The sequence below is a fragment of the Desulfuromonas sp. genome (assembly GCA_002869615.1).
GTDB lineage: Bacteria > Desulfobacterota > Desulfuromonadia > Desulfuromonadales > UBA2294 > BM707.
The window spans coordinates 105,255-128,405 of sequence record PKUH01000106.1; the positions used below are offsets into that span (position 1 = coordinate 105,255).

General features: G+C 43.4%; 19 protein-coding genes, 1 pseudogene and 1 riboswitch. Of the genes and pseudogenes, 9 read left to right on the forward strand and 11 right to left on the reverse strand.

From position 1 onward, the window contains the following. Positions 1-36 precede the first annotated feature (36 nt). The 11 genes and pseudogenes from C0623_11900 to alr form a co-directional block, all read right to left on the reverse strand. Entirely contained in the window at positions 37-717 is a 681-nt protein-coding gene (locus tag C0623_11900) for a hypothetical protein (GenBank protein PLX98699.1), read from the reverse strand. Positions 718-785: 68 nt separating this feature from the next. Beyond that, positions 786-1,691, reverse strand: a complete 906-nt coding sequence (locus C0623_11905; protein ID PLX98700.1) for a hypothetical protein — start codon at positions 1,689-1,691, stop codon at positions 786-788. A gap of 30 nt (positions 1,692-1,721) precedes the next feature. Next, positions 1,722-2,393, reverse strand: a complete 672-nt coding sequence (locus C0623_11910) for a metallophosphoesterase (GenBank protein PLX98701.1) — start codon at positions 2,391-2,393, stop codon at positions 1,722-1,724. After that, positions 2,390-3,394 (reverse strand): carbamoyl-phosphate synthase subunit L, encoded by a 1,005-nt coding sequence (locus C0623_11915; GenBank protein ID PLX98702.1) that lies wholly within the window; start codon positions 3,392-3,394, stop codon positions 2,390-2,392. Before C0623_11915 ends, C0623_11910 begins: the two co-directional genes overlap by 4 nt. Before the next feature lie 49 nt (positions 3,395-3,443). Then, a complete protein-coding gene (locus C0623_11920) occupies positions 3,444-5,189 on the reverse strand; it encodes an acetolactate synthase (GenBank protein PLX98703.1) in 1,746 nt (581 codons plus the stop codon). Positions 5,190-5,263: 74 nt separating this feature from the next. Next, positions 5,264-6,196, reverse strand: a pseudogene (locus C0623_11925) (glycosyl transferase). Between the two features lie 209 nt (positions 6,197-6,405). Beyond that, a complete protein-coding gene (locus tag C0623_11930) occupies positions 6,406-6,762 on the reverse strand; it encodes a DUF2304 domain-containing protein (protein PLX98704.1) in 357 nt (118 codons plus the stop codon). Then, positions 6,752-7,504 (reverse strand): glycosyl transferase family 2, encoded by a 753-nt coding sequence (locus C0623_11935; GenBank protein PLX98705.1) that lies wholly within the window; start codon positions 7,502-7,504, stop codon positions 6,752-6,754. Before C0623_11935 ends, C0623_11930 begins: the two co-directional genes overlap by 11 nt. Before the next feature lie 25 nt (positions 7,505-7,529). Beyond that, a complete protein-coding gene (locus C0623_11940) occupies positions 7,530-8,963 on the reverse strand; it encodes a hypothetical protein (protein ID PLX98706.1) in 1,434 nt (477 codons plus the stop codon). Positions 8,964-9,033: 70 nt separating this feature from the next. Next, entirely contained in the window at positions 9,034-11,328 is a 2,295-nt protein-coding gene (locus tag C0623_11945) for a hypothetical protein (GenBank protein ID PLX98707.1), read from the reverse strand. After that, positions 11,318-12,445: an alanine racemase gene (alr, locus tag C0623_11950; protein PLX98708.1), complete on the reverse strand. Its 1,128-nt coding sequence runs from the start codon at positions 12,443-12,445 to the stop codon at positions 11,318-11,320. Before alr ends, C0623_11945 begins: the two co-directional genes overlap by 11 nt. A 141-nt stretch (positions 12,446-12,586) precedes the next feature. Here alr and C0623_11955 point away from each other — a divergent pair, with 141 nt between their 5' ends. The 9 genes from C0623_11955 to C0623_11995 all read left to right on the forward strand — a co-directional run bounded on the left by C0623_11955 (position 12,587) and on the right by C0623_11995 (position 23,059). Further along, entirely contained in the window at positions 12,587-12,799 is a 213-nt protein-coding gene (locus C0623_11955; protein ID PLX98709.1) for a hypothetical protein, read from the forward strand. Between the two features lie 22 nt (positions 12,800-12,821). Further along, positions 12,822-12,924: riboswitch (TPP riboswitch) on the forward strand. A gap of 64 nt (positions 12,925-12,988) precedes the next feature. Further along, positions 12,989-14,653, forward strand: a complete 1,665-nt coding sequence (locus tag C0623_11960) for a hypothetical protein (protein ID PLX98710.1) — start codon at positions 12,989-12,991, stop codon at positions 14,651-14,653. Between the two features lie 4 nt (positions 14,654-14,657). Further along, positions 14,658-16,076 carry a phosphomethylpyrimidine kinase gene (locus C0623_11965; protein ID PLX98711.1) on the forward strand — a complete coding sequence of 473 codons (1,419 nt, stop codon included), beginning with the start codon at positions 14,658-14,660 and terminating at the stop codon, positions 16,074-16,076. Positions 16,077-16,153: 77 nt separating this feature from the next. After that, positions 16,154-16,447: a hypothetical protein gene (locus tag C0623_11970; protein ID PLX98712.1), complete on the forward strand. Its 294-nt coding sequence runs from the start codon at positions 16,154-16,156 to the stop codon at positions 16,445-16,447. A gap of 23 nt (positions 16,448-16,470) precedes the next feature. Next, the gene (locus tag C0623_11975) at positions 16,471-18,165 is read left to right on the forward strand and encodes a hypothetical protein (GenBank protein PLX98713.1); all 1,695 of its coding nucleotides are present in this window, start codon (positions 16,471-16,473) and stop codon (positions 18,163-18,165) included. Between the two features lie 10 nt (positions 18,166-18,175). Beyond that, positions 18,176-19,468, forward strand: coding sequence for a phosphomethylpyrimidine synthase (locus C0623_11980; protein ID PLX98714.1), 1,293 nt, complete (start codon positions 18,176-18,178; stop codon positions 19,466-19,468). 1 nt (position 19,469) lies between these two features. Further along, positions 19,470-20,165: a hypothetical protein gene (locus C0623_11985; GenBank protein PLX98715.1), complete on the forward strand. Its 696-nt coding sequence runs from the start codon at positions 19,470-19,472 to the stop codon at positions 20,163-20,165. An 81-nt stretch (positions 20,166-20,246) separates the two neighbouring features. After that, a complete protein-coding gene (locus tag C0623_11990; GenBank protein PLX98716.1) occupies positions 20,247-21,371 on the forward strand; it encodes a dTDP-4-amino-4,6-dideoxygalactose transaminase in 1,125 nt (374 codons plus the stop codon). 5 nt (positions 21,372-21,376) lie between these two features. After that, positions 21,377-23,059, forward strand: coding sequence for a hypothetical protein (locus C0623_11995; GenBank protein ID PLX98717.1), 1,683 nt, complete (start codon positions 21,377-21,379; stop codon positions 23,057-23,059). Positions 23,060-23,151 lie beyond the last annotated feature (92 nt).

Below are 23,151 nucleotides of genomic sequence, written 5' to 3' on the forward strand. Positions count from 1 at the left end.
AAGACGTTACGCAAAAGTGCTTCATTAAATATGAAATTATTTTTTTTTGCAGATTACGGTCCAAACCTTCTGATGTAAGCCCCAGAATAGATCATCACAATAACCGACCACAATATCATTAAAGAAAGGTGAGAGGGCTTCTTTGATCTCTATTTCGGAATCAAATGCTCTGAAGATTGTCCCATTCCGCAAGCCATAAGGGTCATTGGTAATTTCATAGTGGCCGGGGTCTAGTTGTTTCGCATCTTTCAAAATGTACGACCCGGTCATTGCCAAAGAAGCTATAAATTTCCCTCCGGGTTCCAGAACACGAGAAATTTCGTCGAGGTTGGTGTCGAATGTATCTCCCTGCTCAACGTAATAACAGGCATGACATGCCAACACATAGTTAAAAAAACCGTCTTCATATGGTATATTTGCATTGGCACCTTTTTTCAAGGTCGCATTAATACCCAGAGCATCCAGGCGGTCTCTAACATGTTGGTTAATTTCGTCAGCAATTTCAATCCCGTGGATCTCCATTCCGATATTGTTCAAAAGTGGCATGTTCCGTCCATCGCCGTACCCAATATCAAGAATCTTTTTGCCTTCGAAGTTGTCGTCGTTAATACATGTTGCAGGATAGTTCCCCAGAAAAGCCCTTACAACAAATTCAACCGGATAAACTGCGGAGGTTTTGTCTTCGGCGTAACGTTTTGCGTATTCCTTGGTAATCATGGCCTTCCTTTAATTCTATTAGCTTGAATATGCGATGTTTATTTCGTCTCAGATCATTCGAGCTTTATTTATTTTTGCACCAGTTCTGCCATTCCGAAACCGGTCTTGCCAAACTCATTACCACAATAAAGCATGTATCTTTTCCCCTTATGATCAAAGACCGCCGGATATTCGATCATTTCGGAGTCCCAACCCTCATCAGAAACATCAATCCCAACCAGGTCATCCATACGTTCCCACTCTAAACCATCCTTCGATTCTGCATAACCAATTCGATACTTTTGGCCTCTATAGGAATACCAGATTTTATAAATGCCGTCTTCATGCAAAACAGAGAATCGGGCGAAAGCATATTCCGATTCGTCTTTGCCTTTTATGCAAACATGATTGGAGGTATCCCAGTGGATACCGTCACGCGATTCAGCATATTTGATAACGTGATTCATGGACTCCTTGGCTTTTCCCCACTTCAGGTTAGAACCGTACCACATTTTGTAAGTATCCCCGACCTTCAAAATGGCCGGATAAGATATTGTGTAAAGGTCCTCTTCGGTCAGCCCCATAATCGGTCTTGTCGAATATTTGACATACTCGTTCCTGTCGTTTTCACAAATCGCCAGCCCATTAGTATTCCTCCAGGGGACAACTACGCTCAAACACCACCCCATATAATAAAGGTACTTTTTATTTCCGGGCATATTAACGATACAACCTATTGAGCAGCCACTATCGTCAAACAGTCCCGGATCGCCCGGGCCAAGAACCTGCACGGAGGGGTGGGAAATGATTTCGTATTTTACGACATCAAAATCAAGGCACGTTATACTCGAGCGGTTTTCGGCATCACGGCAACTGAAATATATCCTGAAAACATCATCTTGGAGATGTTCCGGAAATGGATTTGCACAATGGGAGACAGCCCAATCTGCAACATTTTCAAGACAATATATTCGACCCAGCTTTCTCCACTTCATAAATTTTCCTCTGCAATTTTCAGCTCTTTATTAAACCTGATGCCCTATTTTGTCGCCGGTATATAAACCTTTGTAGAAATAGTCATCGTACCCATACTCCTGCATTTTTGATGCAACGCGGTCTATATCGTAGTCCACTCTTTTCAAAAATACATTTTGCCCGTCATATAGTGCAAAAGCGGCCCGGGGGTCTCCGTCTCTCGGCTGACCGACTGAACCGGGATTGCAGTATAGAGCATTGTTAAAAATCTTCAAAGTTTGAATATGGGTGTGCCCGGAAAAGTAATAACGTGATCCACGATTCTGGAAATATTCTTCGTTGACATCCAGCATATATTCATCTAGTGGATCATCCCATCCACCATGGACAAACGAGGCAGCATCAATCCGAAAAGTTGCTACCGATCTCCGAAGCCACTCCAGATTATCTGCTCTAATAATTTTCCGTTGGGACTCAAGTAGAAGATTTGCTGAGTTCGAACGCGGACATTTTTCGTTGCAGACCAGATAGAAATCATGATTCCCCAGAACGTTCTGGACATTTTTTTCCCTGAGGATATCAATACATTCATTGATATAGCAGTAATAGCCGGCAACATCACCAAGGGAGACAATCCGCTGGCAACCGAAATTGTCTATTTCTCCCAGAACAGCTTCTAGGGCCGGAAAATTCCCATGAACATCTGAAATAACAGCAATCATGAAAACTCAACAACATCTTCAATATACCTGGCCGCCTTTCCTTTGGACAGCCTGGCCACCTCAGGCTTTTTACCTTCGATGAAATATTCTATACACATTTCCGGCTCATTAAACCCGAAAGCCGCACGCAATGAAAGGGAAGATGAAAAACGCGGGTTTATCTCGAGCAATAGAAACTCACCTTCGTGTTCCCTGAATTGAAAGTTGGTCGGACCGACGGGTTTGAATAAATGACACAGTTCCATGACACATTGATCGATATTTTCGTTTTCGATTGTGGCCGCTTTAACGGTCGATCCGTCCCGCCCCAACTTTCTAACAAATGTGACAGATTGGGAAATTGACCCGTCGCCGAGACCAAAAGCACCAACCGTATATTCACTTTCAATGCTACCAACTATGCGCTGGACCATGAAATCCTCAGCAGTTTTCCTTCTCCAGTACTCATAGTCCTCCGACGATTGAATTTCGCAAATACCTTTCGATGCGGTAGAACATCTCGGTTTCAACAAAAACGGGGAGCCAAGTTCAGCAACGGCGTCATTATATGACCCGGAAATCCGGCTAGGAATGACCGGAAAACCTTGCGTCTGCAAATATTCATGCATACGCCATTTGTCCTGCGACAATGTGACCAGTTGTTCGGCATTCATAACCATTTTAGCAAATTTATCGCCGAAAACCTGTCTCTCGAACATGACCCGCAAGACTTCTTGTTCAACTCCAAAACAGACCAGGTCGATATCAAACCGGCGCATAACCTCTAACAGGAACCCGGGGTAATCCGGATCTACTGCAGGGACCGATTCTATAAAATCGTCACACCACTGCCTACCAACAGCATCGGCAAAAACATCCATGCCGACAACCCGCACAGAATATCGACCCGCCTTCAAGGCTCGAACAATTCCGTAACCGATAATTGCACCAACGGCTGTCACCAGAACATTATAGGTTTTCACTTTGGCAGAATCGCTTTCAAAATACTCGCCACGACACATTTACGGCAGAGCTTGTTTAACAAAAATCTCGCAACATATATTTCGAGTTTCAATCAGAAAGAAGCCGTGCAAGTTTTTCCCGGTCAATCAAAGGAAACTGGTCTTCAATGCCTCGAGGTCCTGGCGCCGGTTCCGGAATCGTTTGTGATTCCGGAGACAAAATGACTTCGATCAAGTGAGGGCTGGCGCCTTTCAACCCGTCATCAAGAAGGTTGAAATTGTCTTTGCTTTCTATTTTCGTATATTCAAGCCCGAAGGCACAAGCAACCTTACTAAAATCAGGATTTGAATAGCCGAGCGCCGTACCATAACATTTATTATCAAAATACTTCTCATGAAAACCGCGGACCATCCCTAGCGACTGGTTGTTCATTACGATAATCTTTATCGGCAAGCCTTCCCGGGCTATGGTTTGCAGTTCCTGAATATTCATTTGAATGCCACCATCCCCGGCTATACACACCACCTGCCTGTTTTGGTCTGCACAATAAGCTCCTATGCCTGCAGGCAAAGAATACCCCATTGCACCATGCCCACCGGAGTTGAGTAATCTCATATCTACTGTCATGTCCAAAGATTGAGCTACCCACATCATATTTTGCCCAACATCGGAACATACGACTGCGTCTTTCGACAGTTTCGTGCTTAAATAACGGATAAAATGATTCGGATCTATATAATCTTGATCATGTGCACTCTCCGTCGCCAATTCTTTTGCAACTAAATGGACCTGATTAATCCAATTTCCGTTATCCGGTGGCTCTGCAGGGGCCAATCCAAGAAGATCCGACAGAAAAGATTGTAAATCAGCGCAGACACAAATATCCGTGTCAACATGATGGTCCAACAGGTCAGGATCAATATCGACATGAATGACACGCGCATTTCTCGCAAACAGGTCCCTCCTGGGACCGGTTTGGCGTTCATCCAATCGGGATCCCAAAACCAACAGCAAATCGGACTTGGCTATTGCCATATTTGAATGACGATTTCCGTAAGAACCGATAAAACCGAAGTAGTGTCTTTCGGAGTGATCAATTGCGCCAAGTCCCATCAAAGAACAAACAACAGGCAAATCAAAAGCTCGAACCATTTGCTTGAAGATTTCCCTGTCTTTTAGTGCGGCGACGCCCCCCCCGGCTAACACCAATGGCCTTTTGGCCCCTGACAACAATCCTGCAATTTCCCTAAGCACATCCGGGATCCGACTATTTTGATTTCTGTCACAGGCCTTATATTCCTTTGAATCAAAGAAGCTATCGAGGCTTTCCGGATTGATATCGGTTGCCTGTACGTTATGTGGCAGATCAAGAAGCACGGAACCTGGACGTTCAGTAGTTGCCGTAAAAACAGCTTTTTCCAAATAGTACCGAATGGTTTGGGGATCAACGATGGTTTTGGCAAACTTGGTGATTGGCGATACAATCGAAACGATATCTGTTTCCTGAAAGCTTTGTTGTCTTATTTCTGATTTCGATTTGATAGCGTGAGTACTTACCTGCCCGGTCAGGAAAAGGCATGGGATTGAGTCGAAATAGGCATTAGCAATCCCCGTGATTAAATTAGTTGCACCCGGGCCACTTGTGGCAAGCGCAACTCCAAAATTTCTATTAATTCTTGAATAGGCGTCAGCACAGAAAGCCGAAGCTTGTTCATGGTAATTCTGCACGTATGAAAGACCATCAATTTTGTGTAATGAATCTACAAGGTGAGTGACCGCCCCCCCCTGATAGCCAAAGACATGCATTATCCCGCGCTCATGGATAAAAGACATAACATAGTCTGAAAGTTTCATAAAAGTTGCTCCGGAGCCTCCTTATAAACACTTACCTAAGTTTCCAGAAAGGCCATACGCCAAGCTGAGAATGACTATTCTGGTCTTTTAAGACCGTAAATATTTTTCACAATGGAAATAGGTCTTTGCTTTGTTTCGATAAATACCTTCGACAAATAAATCCCAATTACACCGACAAACAAGATAATCAGGCCGCCAAGAAGCCAAATCGAAACCATAATCGATGTCCACCCATCTACCGGGATCGAAAAAAAGAGCCTGTTTATTATCAGAAACAAGGCATACATTACTGAACCCGAAAAAATTAAAGAACCTGTAAAAAAAATAGACATTAAAGGTTTACTGCTAAATGAGGTTACAACGTTCACAAGATGGGCTAGTTTATGCACTAAACTATAGGTCGTTGCACTGGTTGATTCTTTTTGTACGAATTGCTGGTTTTGAATATACCCCGTCAAAACCCACAATCCTGACATAACGATTTCCCTTTCACGGTACAGCATAAGGGACTCTACATAAGGTTTTTTCATAAGCCTTGCGGTAGTAATATTTTTGGGATGATCAATGTTGATCGTTCTATCAAGAACCCAGTAATAAAATGATCCGGTTAACCTTTCAAACAAACTGCCCTTCCGGCTTTCCTGAACACCATATACAACGTCACATTTTTCTTTCTCTAATTGTTCATCAAAGCTAAGCAGCCATTCGGGAGATTCCTCCAGGTCACTGTCTATAAGAAACACCTTATCTCCTCTCGCATAAGACAAGCCAGTCATCATTGCTTTATGATGGCCAAAGTTCCTCGAGAGATCAACAACGACGACATGTTGGTCCTGCCTTGATATTTATATGGCCAATTCAATACTGTTATCGGGTGAGCCATCGTTTACAAATACCAGTTCAAAATCTTCACCAACCAGTTCCTTGGCCGCAGCGGTTGCTCTTTGATAGAAGTCACTAATGTGGTTAGCTGAGCAATATAAAGTCGTAACAATTGATAGTTTCATGTAAATAAAAACCTTTATGGAAGTGACTTCACTATTTATTTCCGTATTCTGATTTTGGCTGAGATGAGTGTTTGCAATTATTAATCGCCAATTCAACTTTGAACTGACACAGTTGCGCGATCAGGATACCACGTATTTTATTGAAGCCCAGCTTAACTACTGTGGTTAAAAAATCTTCCACAACGTTTCCTGATGGTTATAGATCTCTGCTATGGTTCTCTTTCAGACAGCTGCTCAATGCGCTCACCTAGAAGAGCATTTTCCTGGGCAAGGTTTTTGACTTTGTCTGACAGCTCCGAGAGCTTGATCGAAAACTGGACCGAAATCAATAAGAGGAAGATGATTGAAAACACAAAGAGCGTGGTTGTTGGCAAAACCGCTCCTATCAAATTGGTAATTGAAACAAGCCAATCATACCTGACAACCATTAGAAGCATGACTACTGCCGTCAATAACCATAAAACAGCATATTCTTCTCGTACTTTTCGCCGGCGGACAAGCTCAATGACAAAAACAAAAATAAGGATCGAAACAATAAATGCGAATACTTTCTGATCAGGAGTCATTCTTTTCTCCCCGATAAAATGTTCGGCTTCTTAACAGAACTACCAAGATTGAGAGAAGCATTTTAAATGTATAATACAGTGGGCTAAGTCCGCTATGCATAGATCTCCCTTGAGTGTTCTCATGCATTTCCACGGCAACTTCCTTTATCTTAAAACCAGCCCTGTGGAGACTGATCAAAACATCTGCGTCCGGATAATCGCAGGGGAAGATATCCTTCACAAAAAACAACATAACATGCCGATTAAAAGCCAGAAACCCGGAGGTGCAATCACTGATACGTTTCCTGATAATAATTGAAACGATTTTCCTGAAAACAAACATGCCGATCTTGCGGGAAAATGAAGGTACATAACACTTGGTTCCCAGGAATCTTGAGCCGAGAGCAAAATCAGCCTCACCAAGGATAACCGGATGAAGAACATCCAGAATCGAATCAGGTTCATGTTGCCCATCACCGTCAACCTGAACAACATATTCGTAATTATTCATCAAGGCATATTTGTAACCGGTCTGAATTGCTACTCCGTATCCCATATTAAAGGGATGCGAAACCACTCTTGCTCCGGCGCTACGAGCCAACTCGGCCGTATCGTCCTGGGAGCCATCATCAATGACCAGAATATCGGCCGTTCCGATGGTTGTCTTAACTCCAGCAACGACCCGACTGATGTTCAGCGCTTCATTAAAAGCCGGGATGATGACGAGTACACGTTCGTTCTTTAAAGACCCTTCTCTTTGCAATTAATACCTCACAAAAATCCACAAACTATAAATTCTTGGTATTCGACGACCTGACACTTGACCATAAAGACCAGAACCCGGAAAAGACCACCCCAAATAATCTCGGATTACTAATCAGTCGGCCCAGATAATCAAAAAAAACACGGGGACGCAGATAAAAACGCCGGAGCATCTCCCGTTGCGCAGCATTCAAATCTCGCGCCTCAAGACCGTACGGAACAAACACTGTATTCAACAAATTCATCTTTTCCCAATCCCCGGAAAACTTTCCGAACTCTTCAACACGCGCTTCAATTTCAGTCCCCGGGAAAGGAGTCAACATGGCAACACTAATGTCATTGAGTGGTAAAGCCAACATCAAAGAGAGAGTCTGTTGAAGTGTTTGACGCGTTTCTCCAGGATTTCCAACGATAAAAAATCCTTTCGCGTTCAGGCCTTCTTTTCGAGTCAACTCCACCGCACTTCTTATCTGGCTGAGGTTTATGTTTTTATTTATAATTCTGAGTATTTCATCCCTACCACTTTCAATGCCATAACTTATTTGCCAGCAGCCGGCTTTTTTCATCAATCTCAAACCTTCGCTGGTCACATGATCCACCCGTCCAAGACAAGACCACGAAATATCTAAGTTCAAAGCAATAAGTTTATGGCAAATTTCAAACAATCTTTTTTTAAAGGTTATAAACGTATCATCTTCGAAACTGAACTCGCGAACCCCAAACTCAACATACAGGTACTCTATTAAATGGACAATATATTCTGCGGAATAAGCATGGCAGCTTTTCCCGAAAACAGATCTATCACAAAAAATACATTCATTCGGACATCCCCTTGAACTGACCAGTGAGACGGATGGCTTTTTTCGAACCTTGAAAGCCGGAGATGTGTACTTCTCAGGGAAACCCTCAAGTAGATCCCACGCCGGATAAGGTAATGAGTCAAGTTCATTGACAGGGCTGCGCGCTTTCGTTCGGATCAGGTCACCAGCTGTGTCCCTGTAAACAATCCCCTCGACGTCAGCCAACGGCTTACTCTCTTTGATAGCCTGCAAAAGACAAACAATTGTTTCCTCGCCTTCTCCGAGGACGGCAATATCGATATCAGGCAACCTGTTTAGAGTTAATTCAGGAACCGCGGAAACATGCGGTCCACCCAATATGATAATAATATCGGGAAACGCCTCTTTGATGATCGCTGCTAAAGATTTTGCATGACTGATAGAAAGCGTCGTAGAAGATATTCCCAGAACTTCGGGGCAAAAAGCATTGATCTCGTGCAGTGTTGCATTCAGATCCATGTTCCTTGCGGCAGCATCGATAACAGCGACTTCATGGCCAGCTTCCCTCGCGACCGCCGCAAGAAGAAGGATGCCCAATGCCGGCGCTGAACTTCCAGCTCCGGAAAGTTTCCCATAGCGCTCCCGAAACGATACCGGTGGTGTTACAAACATGGTTTTCATGGATAATCAAGAAGCCTTTTGCAGCAAATCATGACAGAACCGAAAGAAAGTTTACGTGAACCATATCACCCTAGAGGAACTCGAGATAAGGTGATGCAACAGGCCTCAGCTCAGGGAAGCGCTTGAAAACTATACCGAAATATTTTCGAGCATTTTCTTTTTGGCCCATTTTAAAATATGTTTCAGCTAAATTAAAATAAGCATAAGCGAAATCCGGACGCTGTTTGATCGCATTTAAAAAAAGAGCTACTGCCTGATCATATTTTTCCATATTTTTACTCAGCAAACCATAACTATTAAGGACTCTGCTACTCTCCGGATTCAATCGTAAACTCGCTTTAAAATTCGCCTCCGCTAAATCTCGACGTTCAAGAATAGTGTATATCTGCGCATAGTTGTAATATATCTGCCAATTCTCGCCGAAATGACGTTCAAGCAAACCATACTGCTCAATCGCTTTGTCATAGAAGCCCAACTGCTGCAAAAGAACAGCATACTCACCTCTTCTTGTTGGATTGTTCGGTTCAGCATCTGCCCTGATTCGAGCTTTTGCCCGTATCCCCTCCAATTCGGGAAGCAGGCTTTCGTATTCTGCTTTTGCCACATCGACATATTCCCTACAACTGTCCAGCAGTATAATTGGACAAGACTTCTCTCTGGATACCTTGTTAAAGCTGGCAGCAGCCTCGATAAGTCGTCCACGACTTCGAAGTATTTTACCCTTGAAAAGAATAAAACGAATATTGCCTGGATTTTTTCTGAGCGCTGTTTCGATTAGCTCTTGAGCTCGATCCATATCCGATTGATCGTATGCAATTTTACTTTTATAAAATTCGACGGTTGCATCCCCCGGGGACTTTTTTTGAGCTTCGGTCATCAGGTCAAGCGCCTTGCCATGAAGTCCTAGTTGCAAATATGCCTCACTAAGAATATGCAGAGGGAACAGGTTGTTCTCATCCAAAAAAACAGTTTCAGCCGGTTGCAGTAGTTCGACAATTTTTGCGAATTGATTGTTTTTCAGATATTCCCGGGCCAACCAGTACCTGGCTCGGGAAGAGGTTGGCACTTTTGAAACATTATCCTGCCATAGCCTCTCGGCATTAGCCCAGAGGGAAACTCTATCAAGAGTCAGGATCGAACATACGATCAGAAGCGTTAAAAATATGCCGGCAAGAAGCCTGCTCATGGCAAAGGTCTCGATAAATCCGAGAACGGCAATGATTAGACCGAAACTCGGCAAATACATCCGATGCTCGTAAATAGTATCGAGAGGAATAACTGTCGATTCGGTGGCAAGCAACAGAAAAAAAGAAATAATCCCTAAAAATACCAGAGGTTTTTTCCGGTGCAGAGCCGCACCCAACCCAAACAGGAAAGAGAGGAAAAGAAACCCGAAAAGAGCCCTTGAATCATAAATCGTTTCAATGAGGGGCATGGCATATTCAAATACCTGCCCCACGGGTAGAAAAAAAAGCTTTATATATTTTGTAACGACCCAGAATTGAGTCAACAGGTATTTAAAGTGAACCATATCAACTGAATGGACGATCCGGCTGACAACTTCCCCTTCTGCGACCGGTAGAAAGAAATCGACTACCCCACCCTTGATATCTGACACAGTACTGCCAGCGGACAGGAACTGATTGACCCCGACAGAAACCGGTAAAAGCATGTACGGCGCTATTGATTTTATGGTTTCGCGGAAGTTCCACTTTTCACCTCTAAAGAGGGCATAATCAAAGAGAATCAGGAAAAATGGCAAAACGACTGTATTCTCTTTGCTGAACACGGATAAAAAACCGCAGAGGAGCGAAATGACTAGCCAGAATTTGCGCGCACTGAAAAAGCCATCTCGGCCATTTAACATGGTGCGATATTGAATATAAAAAACCAGTGAAAGCAAGAAGAAGAGACTGCTCAGCAGGGCCATTCTTTGAACAACATACATGACAGCCTGACTTTGCAACGGATGAAGTGCAAAAAGACCGGCACCAAAAAATGTCAGCCAGGGTTTCTCTTTGAAAAGGACTCGCAAAAGACGGTGCACAAGCAGAACGTTGCAAGCATGTATGATGATATTAACGAAATGGAACCACTTGGGATTCATTCCGAAAAGTTCATAATCCACGAAAAAAGAGAGGTAGGCGATCCCGCGGGGGTCAAAAACATGACGCAATGCATAACCCAGATCGCCAATCCAGATATTATTGACAATCCTCGCATAGTCATCAAGATACCAGCCTGCATTCAGCCCTTGGGAATACAATAATAGAACCAGTAGAAAAAGCGACACAGGCGCTATTAATCGTGTGTGCTTAGACTCAGGGGAAAGAAAATATCGACCGGACTGCTGCTTAGACCTCATCTACAATTCGCCTCGGCACTCTTTTGCTGATACCACAGAAAACTTCATAATTGATCGTTTTGATTTTCTCGGCCCACTCCTCAGCTCTAATAACATTGCCATTGCCGTCATTACCAAGCAGGGTTACTTCATCACCAACATCGACTCCATCAACATCAGTAACGTCGAGCATGATCCAGTCCATGCAGACGGTGCCGACAACTGGTACCCGCTGACCACGAATAAGGGCCTCTCCCCGGCCGGTCAGTAGCCGGCTATAGCCATCGGCATAACCAATCGGCAGCGTCGCGATCCGGGTCTCCCTGGCAGTAACAAATTTATGGCCGTAAGAAATCCCGGTTCCGCAGGGTACTATTTTAAGCTGCACAATCCGCGTCCGCAAACTCATGGCCGGACATAAGTCAAGGTGCTTAAAATGGTCCGATGGCCAGCCACCATAAAGTGCAATCCCCGGTCTTGCCAGATTACACTCGGGCAGTTGGTGGGTTAAGATGCCGGCGCTGTTGGCTGCATGGATATATCGAGGTTCGAACCCTACCTTCGCGACCTGCTCTTTGACCAGTTCGAATCTCCCTATCTGCTCATCTGTCAGATCCTCGGCCGGCTCATCAGCCCGTGCAAAATGAGTCATCAAGCCGGCCATCCGCATGTTTGTCAACTTCGATAAAGCATGCAGGGTCGGTTCCATATCTTCCAGCGGGATACCGATCCGTCCCATGCCGGTATCAACCTTGAGATGATAGTGACAGACCTGACCAGCAGCTGTATAGGCGCGAGAAAGCCGCTCCGCCGTCTCCGGATCGAAAATATATGGCGCCAGCTCATGCTTGATATAGGCCTTCTCGCTGCCCGGACTGACCGCTCCCATCACCAGGATTGGAAGCCCGATACCAGCCTGGCGCAGCTCGATTCCCTCTTCAACCATTGCGACGGCAAGAAGGGAGGCTCCCTCTTCGATCAAAACGCGAGCCGACACAACAGCACCATGGCCATAAGCATCAGCCTTAACGACAGCAAGCAGTTGCGTCCCCTCTCCGGCAGCTGCCTTGAGCAACCGGTAATTATGGCGCAGGGCACTCAGGTTGATTTCGGCATATGTCGGTCTGATTGTGGTCATCTCAGTATTGTCGAATTGGCGGATATCATGAGCAAAAGTCTTAGCATGCGGCAATTAAAACTGTAAAGGAGAAAGCGCTATTTTCTGTGGGCTAAAACCGATATTCAGTTGACACCGATTGAAAATTTCCGATAGGCTGTTATGCATTCTTTTCGGAGGAAACTTTTTATGTGCTTCAACGACGGATCCTTTTTACTGGTTCAGGGTGACAACGAATCATCGCTCGATAATATTGCCACAATCATTCCGGGAAAAAACTCCCTGAAGATGATTGACATCTACGGTAAAAAAAATGAAATCACCGGAACCATTGAAGAGATAGATTTTCTCAACAACCGGATCGTTCTCAGCTAACTGAAGAGAGTCGCTGACTAAAATAAACCGCTAGGGGAGTGTTTCACTGAGAGATCTGCTTACGCAGACGACCCTTTGAACCTGATCCGGGTGATACCGGCGTAGGGAAGCGGCGAAAAAGCTTGCAACCTATTTCGCCACATCCCCTTAAGGGTGTGGCTTTTTCGTTTCTTTATAATTTTTTAATCGATGAAACCAGGCATCAAAAATAATCGCTTCCAACTTGCGCAGCAGGCAATCATCCTGCTTTCAATATTTATCTCTGTTTATATTATCTGCGCCATTCCAATCAACTCCCATGACTTCTGGTGGCACCTGAATACCGGCGACTACATTCTCGAGCAGACACAACTCCCTGGGAGTGAAGATCCGTACACCTTTTCAGTCATCAATTCTGACGAATACAACACGAAACGTGCTGAATTTATCAACAAACAATACTGGATCTCTCAGGTCATTTTTTCTTTCGCTAACAGCGCCATGGGTTTACAGGGTATCATTTATCTGCGCGTCGCACTGTTCAGTGTCATTATGTTTGCAGCATACTTTTATGTTCGTAAACGCACAACAATTCTGGCGGCCTGCATATTTCTGCCACTTTTCATATTGACAATGGCGATTGTTCTGGAGGATACGGATCGACCGCAAAACTTCGGGTTTCTCTATGCTTTCTTGACTGTAATGATTGTTGAGTTTGCAATTCACAAGGCGAAGAGAAACTATCTTCTTCTATGTCTACCGGTCATCCTGCTCTATGCGAATTCTCATGCGGGTGCTGCAGTATCAATCTGCTATCTAGGCGTTTATGTGTTCTTCTCTTTCTTTGAAAAGCGACTTATCCCTTATAGGGGGGTACTGGCAGTCTGTTTTGCTCTAACCTTTATAGCGATAGGATTAAACCCAAACGGCTACCAGGTTTTCACACAAATTTTAGGCACGAATCAATCATACGTTGCGAGCGTGACTTCCGAGTTCAGGTCCCCGTTTTCAATCTTCCACCCATCGTTGGCATATCCTGGCTGGACTGCGTTCTGGATTCTTACACTGATCGCACCGTTGACGGCGGTTTACCTGCTGGTTAAAAAAGAGTTTTCAGCAGCCTTTATTCTGTGTGCGACCCTTGTCATGGCCCTTATCTCAATGCGATATATTTTCTTTTTTACTCCGCTAGCATTTTATTTTACTGCCTGTTTTACTGGCAGTTTTCTTGACAAAAGAAAACCAAATATCACTCGGCACGAAGGAGTCGCAGCAACATTTATTATTTTTACGTTCGCGCTGATTCTCTTTTTATCACACCAGAACATGCAATTTTATTCGTTCAATAATGGCTTACCGCGAACATCTCCATTAATCAGGCAGGATATTTATCCAATTACAGCGACTCAATTTCTAAAGGAGAATGATTTAGGCCGGAATATCTTTAACCTTGAGGCATGGGGAGGATATCTGGAATACCATCTATATCCACAATACCGATTTTTTACTGATACGAGGAATCTTGATGAAAACAGAATAAAGCAACATTTCTCAATTCTCGCATACAACCAACAGGGAAAAAAACTCTTAAGTGAATACAATATTTCAACTGTTATCATTCCACCAATCGACTACCGCTCCGGTGCGATCTACAATATCATTCGCGAGTTTTACAGGTCCGACGAGTGGCAGTTGATCTTCTATGGGAAAAACGCGATGGTTTTCAGTAAGGATCAACGCTCCACCACGATCAGTAAAAGTATGATTTATTTACACGTATTATCTCAATTGAATTACTGGGGGCAAATCTACCCAATAACACCCGCTTATATAAAAAGCCTGCAGGAAGCAAAATATTTCCTGGCGCGGAGATAAAAAGATGGAAGGCGTCTACCTGATCACCGACAGCACACCGGATGGCTTGTTTGAGCGCACAGAGGCTGCACTAAAAGGAGGCACCAAGACGCTCCAATATCGAGATAAACAATCACCATTCGAGCAAAAGGTCTCGATGGCAAAAGAGATGAAAGAGCTCTGCCGCCGCTACGATGTTTGTTTTATTATAAATGACTCTCCTGAGTTGGCTGTGGCTGTCGAAGCAGATGGATTACACCTCGGGCAGCAGGATATGCCAATCAGCGACGCAAGAAAGATCCTCGGCCATAGTAAAATTATCGGGATATCAACCCGCACCATTGAGCAGGCACACAAAGCAGAACGGGATGGAGCTGACTACATCGCCGTCGGTAGTATGTTCACGACCGGCAGCAAAGCAGATGCTGAGTTGGTCGGACCTGAACGTCTCCGCGAAATCAGGAAGGCTGTCGACAAACCAATAGTTGCTATCGGCGGCATCGACCGTAGCAATGTCAGTCGGGTTATCGATGCCGGTGCCGATGCCGTGGCCATCATCTCGGCCGTTATGGAAGACTCGAATCCGGCCCTGGCAGCGCGGGAAATCAATCTGGCATTCAACCGCAACAAACCGTACCCGAACGGGAAAGTCCTGACCATCGCCGGCTCCGATTCCGGTGGTGGCGCCGGCATCCAGGCCGACCTGAAAACTATCACCCTGTTCGGCGGTTATGGCATGTCGGCCATCACCGCCCTGACCTCCCAGAACAGCCTTGGCGTCAACGGAATCCACCCCTGCCCGCCCGGTTTCGTCGCAGACCAGATTAATGTTGTACTGGATGACTTCGGAGCCGATACGATCAAGACGGGAATGCTTTTTTCGTCTGAGATTGTTGAACTGGTTGCCAACCATTTACGTGATTCGGCAATTCCAGCGGTTGTTGACCCGGTAATGATCGCCAAGGGAGGCGCCCCCCTGCTCAAACCGGCGGCAATCGCAGCGGTTAAGAATCAGCTTATTCCGGTCACATATCTACTGACACCGAACCTGCCCGAGACGGAGGCTTTGGTTGGCTACAAGGTTAATGACCAGGACGGGATGGAACAGGCGGCAAAGGATCTTCAGCAAATGGGCGCGCGCCATGTCCTGATCAAAGGTGGGCACCTTGAAGAGACCGCGGACGATCTCCTCCTGGCCGGCAGCCGGTTTTTCTATCTCCCCTCGCAACGGCTCGAGACGAATCACACGCACGGCACCGGATGCAGCTATTCGGCCGCTATCACAACCCTGCTTGCGCAAGGGAACACGATTGAAATAGCCGTTAAATCAGCCAAGCATTTTATCCATGAAGCAATCCGTACTGCACCCGGTTTTGGCTCAGGCCATGGGCCAATAAATCATTGGTGCGCGAAGAAATTCGTCGAAGTTCGACAAAAGGGATAAAAAGATGATTATGACCAGGAAATGCTATGCTGTAAAAAACCAAAACTTCGTGAATCATTAAGTTCACAATGTATTGTATGCAACAAAACATCTATAAAAATAAAATCAACTGGATACTTGCATGCACACTATTTGCTCTAAGCTTCTTGGTTTTTTCAAACACACTGACCAATGATTTTGTCCTGGACACAAAAACAGTCCTTATAAAAGAACAGCGAATAGAGTCATTCGAATCTGCGGTAAAGTTTTTCACAGAGAGGTATCATCATTCAGATGACCAGCCCCAGCAAGGGCTCGCTGCCGAATATAAATATATCGATTACCATTTGGCACTCAATGAATTGGTCGACAACCTATTATTCATTATCTGAAGAACAAATTATAAAATAAAGACATGAGATTGCTGAACTATCAAAAACCTATACCTGACCGCCAAGTGATATTGATAAGTGTCATTTTTTTATTCTTATTTTCAGTAACTATTTTTGGTCAAACAGTCAAAAATGAATTCGTTTGGGATGCAGAGGTCGTAATTCTTCAAGAACCTCGCATTTCATCCAAAGATGATGTTTTTGACTTTTTCACTGAACCCTATTTGCCTGAGCATAATAATCCTACTGACGGGGTCAGAATTGAAAGACTTAAATATTACAGGCCCCTTGTCGGTTTCTGGCACGCACTTATGGTTAATTCATTTGGGAAATCCGCTCTCCCGTTCAAAATTTCAAATCTGATACTTAACGCATTACTGTCTATTCTCGCTTATTTACTCGTTCGTTCAATTACAAAAAACCAACTTGTTTCTTTTCTTTCGGCAGTACTCTTTGCCGCAAACCCAACAAAGGCTGAAATTGTCTATTGGGTCTATTCTGATTCACATATTCTCGTAGCAATTTTTTCTTTATTGACCATATTTTCTTATGTCCATAAAAAACAAACCGCAGTATTGATATTTTTTATCGCAGCGCTTTTGTCTCAAGAAAACGCAATACTGATTCCTTTTATTTTAATCAGTTACGAATACTTAATCCGTCGCTCCAAGACTAAGGACATCGTCATTAAAATTTGGCCATTATTACCTCTTATGATTATCTATTTTTATATCCGGAATCTGGCTGTTGGCAGCATCCCTTTAGAGACACCTCAATTTCCCGAACTTTTCAATACAGTTTCAATAACAACTCTGAAATATTTCAAAATATTCTTCCTTACTGATAGCTTAGCTACATTTTATTTGGCAGACCATAACTTTCTTTCGCAAATTGGCGCGAAAGCTGTTGGCGCATACATTTTCTGTTTATTTCTGATCGGGTTGTCAATTTATTTATTCAAGATGAACAAAGCTCTTTTTTTCTGGCTGCTTTGGGTCTTTTTTTGGCTTTCGATATATACCAACATAAATTCAAATACTGAGTTCCTAATGGCTGAAAAACCCCTATATATTGCTTCATTGGGTCTTTGTGTCTTTATCGTTCTTTCTTGCGTCAGAATGATCAAATCCAAACGTTTTGTAATCGGACTTGTGTTATTAATTACAACCTTCCACAGCTTCGATGCTTATTCCAGGGCGGACGCATGGAAGGACTCTGAGACGTACATAGAAGAGCTAATAGAATTTGAACCAAATGCAGCTTCTTTATACTATCACCTCGCAACAGAGTATAACGAAACCGGAAGGTACCAAGAATCTATTCAACTTTACAACACACTGAAATCACTGAAAAAGCAAACACTTCAGTCAAAAGGATATTACCGTCTCGGTATGGCAGAGACCTATTATGCTATTGGGAAGAATAACCTGGCAAAAACAGACTACAACGAAGCAATTTCAAACTTCACAAAGTCTTTAAACTTAGTTCCAGCACGTGCAAAAGTATATTTTAGATTGGGAACCGCATATTTCGAAGTAAAAAAGTATGTTCTGGCAATTAAATCTTATAAAAAATCAATAAGATTAGACCCAAACCTGGTCAATGCATATTACAATTTGGCACTGACCTACAAAAAAGCTGGAGATTTACAATCTGCTGAGCGATATTTAGGGATATATAAGAACGTTCAAAAAAAGAATATTCTACCAACAAAATAGCAGAGGAATAATGACTCTCATTGAAAAAGCCCGTGCAGGCACAATTACCGAGGACATGAAACTGGCCGCGGCCGAAGAAAATGTCGACGCAGAACTTCTGCGCGAGAAAATCGCCAACGGAACAGCCATCATTTGCAAAAACCGGAAACGTGATAACGGCAAACCGCTGGCGGTCGGTGCCGGACTGCGCACCAAAGTCAACGCCAACATCGGCACCAGTAAGGACGACATCGGCATCGACAAGGAGTTGGAAAAAGCAAGGGTTGCCGTTGCTGCTGGCGCCGATGCAATCATGGACCTGTCGACCGGCGGACCAATTGATGAAATCCGTGCTGCCATCATTTCCGAAACCGAGGCCTGTATCGGTAGCGTGCCGCTTTACCAGGCGGCTGTTGACACAGTCGTCCGCAAGAACAAGGCGATGGTCGACATGACCGCCGACGAGATCTTCGAAGGTATCGAAAAACATCTTGATGACGGCGTTGACTTCATCACTGTCCATTGCGGCGTCACCCGTTCTACCGTCGAGAGGATGGAGAACGAAGGACGGATCATGGAAGTGGTGTCGCGTGGGGGCTCATTTACGGTCGAATGGATGACCCACAACGATGCCGAGAACCCTCTGTTCGAACAATTCGATCGACTGATTGAACTTGTTCGCCCCTACGATGCAACCCTCTCCCTCGGTGATGGTTTCCGTCCCGGTTGTCTGGCCGACGCCACCGACCGGGCGCAAGTCCACGAGCTGATCCTGCTTGGTGAGTTGACCCAGCGCGCCTGGAAGGCCGGAGTTCAAGTAATGATTGAGGGACCGGGTCATGTACCGCTCAATCAAATCGAAGCGAACATCCAGCTACAGAAGCGACTCTGCCACGGAGCTCCGTTCTATGTTCTCGGACCGCTGGTGACCGACATTGCGCCCGGCTACGACCATATTACCTGTGCTATCGGCGGCACGGTTGCCGCTGCAGCTGGTGCCGATTTCCTCTGCTACGTTACCGCTAGTGAGCACTTGCGCCTGCCGACGATCGAGGATGTCCATGAAGGGGTAATGGCTTGCCGTGTCGCCGCTCATGCAGGCGACATTGTCAAAAAAGTACCAGGCGCCATCGAAAAAGATATCGCTATGGCCAAGTGCCGCAAGGTACTAGACTGGGAAGGCCAGTTCAATCTGGCACTTGATCCGGAAAAAGCACGACGGATAAGAGCCGAATCCGGCGTTGACGAATCCCACGGGGCCTGTACAATGTGCGGTGAATTCTGTGCTTATAAAGTGATGAATGATAGAAAGACCATTATTTAAAATGAAAGTAGCAATTTCTCAATCTAACTATATCCCCTGGAAGGGTTACTTCGACATGATTAACTGTGTCGATATTTTTGTAGTTTTTGATGAAGTTCAGTTTACTAGGAGAGATTGGCGTAATAGAAATAAAATAAAATCTCCAAATGGCACAAACTGGCTAACTATCCCGGTTGAATCAAAAGGGAAATATTATCAAAAAATCTCAGAAACCCTAGTCAGTGATCACTCTTGGGCACAAAAGCATTGGCAGTCTATAAGTAACTTTTACCGAAAAGCGAAATATTTCAAAAAATACTCCTCACAACTGAGAGATACTTACGAAAAAGCCTCAACTGAAAATCATCTATCAAAAATAAACATGCTATTTATTGAAATGATCAACGATATTCTTGGTATCGGAACTGAAATTCGTCAATCAAGTGAGTTCGAACTTGTCAATGACCAAACAGGTCGATTATTGAATATATGTAAAGACTTAAACGCCGATTATTATCTAAGTGGACCAGCTGCAAAAGGTTATCTAGATGTCAATCAATTTTCTGATGAAAAAATTAAAGTTGATTGGATGGAATATTCCAGCTATCCAGAATATTCTCAATTGTTCGGGCAGTTTGAACACGCAGTATCAATTCTCGACATGATTTTCAATATAGGTCCCGAAACTCCGAAGTATATGAAAAGCTTCCAAAAATAATGACGATAAAATGTTCACTAGGACTCTTTTTCTTTAACGAATGTTCCCATTCACATGCGTAGAAAAAAATGAGCTTATATTATGATCATTCCATTCAATAAACCATTTTTAACGGGCAAGGAGCTTCATTACATCAGTCAGGCTCATCAGAAAATGGCATTAGCTGGCGATGGTAGTTTCACAAAGCGTTGTCATCAATGGCTTAAAAATAAAACTGGAAGCAAAAAGGCACTTTTGACACATTCGTGTACTGCAGCATTGGAAATGAGTGCCATTTTGGCCAACATTGAACCAGGCGACGAAGTGATCATGCCTTCATACACCTTTGTATCGACAGCTAATGCTTTTGTATTACGCGGCGGCATTCCGGTTTTCGTCGATATTAGGGAAGATACGCTCAATCTCAATGAGAATATTATTGAAGAAGCGGTTACGGATAAGACAAAAGCAATTATTCCAGTTCACTACGCCGGAGTCGGTTGTGAAATGGACACTATCCTGCAAATTGCTAAATCACATAAGTTGGTGGTCATTGAAGATGCTGCCCAGGGGCTTATGGCAACCTACAAGGGAACCCCCCTTGGCAGCATGGGGACATTTGGAACTTTGAGCTTTCATGAAACCAAAAATGTTATCTCCGGCGAAGGCGGGGCATTATTGGTAAATGACCCGAATTATACTGAGCGAGCTGAAATTATTCGTGAAAAAGGGACCAACCGAAGTCAATTTTTCCGAGGCGAGGTCGACAAATACACTTGGCAGGATATAGGCTCATCATTTCTACCCGGAGAAATAGTAGCGGCATTTCTTTTTGCCCAACTCGAACAAGCGAACGAGATTACCGCCGAAAGAATCTCGCAATGGAATGCATACCATAACGGTTTTGAAACACTTGAGAAAGCCGGATGCTTAAGACGTCCAATTATTCCCAGTCATTGCAAACACAACGCGCACATGTATTACATACTTGTAGGCAGTCTAAAACAAAGAACCGAATTAATAGAATATCTAGGCCTTAATGGGATCAATTCTGTTTTTCACTACATTCCACTCCACGACTCACCTGCGGGGAAAAAGTTCTGCAAGCAACATGGGGACCTCAATTCAACAACAGAGATAAGTGAGAGGATTGTACGGCTTCCTCTTTGGCCAACATTTAATGATCACAAAAAAGTAATTGATATTGTCACCAACTTCTTCAATTAAATAAAATGAATAAATTTAGTTCAGAAAATATCAGAAGGACAATTCAAAACCCCTTATTTGGATCATCCCTTTCCTGCCTCTTTTTCATAATTATAGTCTTGGTTTTCATTACTCCTATATTCGAAACAAATGATGACGCCAGTTTCATGTTGATGCTAAGTGGAAAGGTCTTATCAGGTACCCCCGAGCCACAGGTATATTTTATAAATATCGTCCTTTCCACCATCCTCGCAAGCCTGTACCGCCTTGCACCCGATTTTCAGTGGTACGGGTATTTCCATCTGATCATCCTCTTCATATGTGTTTGGGCAATCAGTTTTTCAGTTCTTTCAAGAAGGATGAGTGTTGCCACCTACTCTCTTCTTGGATTTTTTCTGTTAAATGTTTTCATGGTGAATCTGCTTTTTTTACAATTCACCAGAACCGCCTACATCGCTGGACAAGCCGGGATTCTTCTTGCGATTATTATTTTTTCTGAGAGCAAGGTTCAAACTTCTAAAACCTTTCCATTCCTCGTTATCTCTGGATTTTTACTACTGATTTCCTTGACATTAAGAATTGAAAGCTTTGCTCTTGCAATTTTGCTGAATATTCCAATACTGTTTTTCTTAAAAATAGACAAAAAAAAGATACGCTCAATGCTTGTCTTTTCTACAACATTCATCCTTCTTGCCACGACTCTTTGGCTGACACATCAATATCACTATAATCAAAATGGTTGGGGAAAGTTCTCTGAACTTAACAAGGCCAAAAGCTCTTTTAACGAAGACCGTTGGTCTAAAATCGATGCGAACCAAAATATTTTAAATAAAATCGGCTGGAGCAAAAACGATTTTTATTTCTTATGGAACTGGGGATATGTAAACAAAAAAATATTTTCTAAGGAAAAAATTATACATTTTGCAAAACTAAACAAAACGTTTCCCGGGGAGGATACCCCATTAAGCTACAAATTCAAATTATTCAAGGACAGCGTTCTAAAGTATGACCAGACATGGTGGATAGCACTTACTCTTCTCCCAATAATTATAATTTCTGGGCGGCAAAACTGGAAACCTGTACTTTTCTTTTTGTTACTCACTTTAATTACCTTGGTAGCAATCTTGGTCTGGATGAAATTACCTTCTCGAATTTTTTATCCTGTTTTTACTGGTGTTTTTATAATGTCATTGATTTCCGCAGGAACTGAACCATTTTTTAAAAATTCGAAATTGGGACTAACCACTTCGAGTGTGTGTCTTTCATTATTGTTATTCTTATTTATTATCTTTAATACACCTCAAAAGCTTGCTCGACAATCCCGAGAGATACAGAACATCAATAAAAGTTTCAGATTAAACCTAAAAGCCTTGTCTCCCAAAAAAGAACAAACTTTTATTGTTTGGGGTGGAGGATTCCCCTATGAGCTTATTCTTCCCCTCGAGGAGAAATCATATTTAGAAACATTTAAAGTCTTCTCAATCGGTGTCTTGAATCAATCACCATTTCAGTTAAAAAAAATGAAGGAGATGGGAATTGAAGATCCTTTTCTGGCCGCACTAAATAATAAAAACATTTTTTTATCTCTCAAACAATGGACCAAACCGTTACTTAAAAAATATTTATATGAGCACTACAGAATCATAACTAATCTTCAACCACATTTCAGTTCAAATTTCTTCACGTTTTATGAAGTTCATTCTCCATAATAAAATCAAATAAGAAAGCTTTTTATAAGCTAAAAAATATGATCTAATGCGCGTCGGCCTTGGTCATTATCAAAAACATCCTAGTTGGGGAG

Excerpts from the sequence above, each read along its gene's own strand:
- C0623_11900 (PLX98699.1), bottom strand. The coding sequence starts at position 717 with ATGATTACCAAGGAATACGCAAAACGTTACGCCGAAGACAAAACCTCC.
- C0623_11905 (PLX98700.1), bottom strand. The coding sequence starts at position 1,691 with ATGAAGTGGAGAAAGCTGGGTCGAATATATTGTCTTGAAAATGTTGCA.
- C0623_11910 (PLX98701.1), bottom strand. The coding sequence starts at position 2,393 with ATGATTGCTGTTATTTCAGATGTTCATGGGAATTTTCCGGCCCTAGAA.
- C0623_11915 (PLX98702.1), bottom strand. The coding sequence starts at position 3,394 with ATGTGTCGTGGCGAGTATTTTGAAAGCGATTCTGCCAAAGTGAAAACC.
- C0623_11920 (PLX98703.1), bottom strand. The coding sequence starts at position 5,189 with ATGAAACTTTCAGACTATGTTATGTCTTTTATCCATGAGCGCGGGATA.
- C0623_11930 (PLX98704.1), bottom strand. The coding sequence starts at position 6,762 with ATGACTCCTGATCAGAAAGTATTCGCATTTATTGTTTCGATCCTTATT.
- C0623_11940 (PLX98706.1), bottom strand. The coding sequence starts at position 8,963 with ATGAAAACCATGTTTGTAACACCACCGGTATCGTTTCGGGAGCGCTAT.
- C0623_11945 (PLX98707.1), bottom strand. The coding sequence starts at position 11,328 with ATGAGGTCTAAGCAGCAGTCCGGTCGATATTTTCTTTCCCCTGAGTCT.
- alr (PLX98708.1), bottom strand. The coding sequence starts at position 12,445 with ATGACCACAATCAGACCGACATATGCCGAAATCAACCTGAGTGCCCTG.
- C0623_11955 (PLX98709.1), top strand. The coding sequence starts at position 12,587 with ATGCATTCTTTTCGGAGGAAACTTTTTATGTGCTTCAACGACGGATCC.
- C0623_11960 (PLX98710.1), top strand. The coding sequence starts at position 12,989 with ATGAAACCAGGCATCAAAAATAATCGCTTCCAACTTGCGCAGCAGGCA.
- C0623_11965 (PLX98711.1), top strand. The coding sequence starts at position 14,658 with ATGGAAGGCGTCTACCTGATCACCGACAGCACACCGGATGGCTTGTTT.
- C0623_11970 (PLX98712.1), top strand. The coding sequence starts at position 16,154 with ATGCAACAAAACATCTATAAAAATAAAATCAACTGGATACTTGCATGC.
- C0623_11975 (PLX98713.1), top strand. The coding sequence starts at position 16,471 with ATGAGATTGCTGAACTATCAAAAACCTATACCTGACCGCCAAGTGATA.
- C0623_11980 (PLX98714.1), top strand. The coding sequence starts at position 18,176 with ATGACTCTCATTGAAAAAGCCCGTGCAGGCACAATTACCGAGGACATG.
- C0623_11985 (PLX98715.1), top strand. The coding sequence starts at position 19,470 with ATGAAAGTAGCAATTTCTCAATCTAACTATATCCCCTGGAAGGGTTAC.
- C0623_11990 (PLX98716.1), top strand. The coding sequence starts at position 20,247 with ATGATCATTCCATTCAATAAACCATTTTTAACGGGCAAGGAGCTTCAT.
- C0623_11995 (PLX98717.1), top strand. The coding sequence starts at position 21,377 with ATGAATAAATTTAGTTCAGAAAATATCAGAAGGACAATTCAAAACCCC.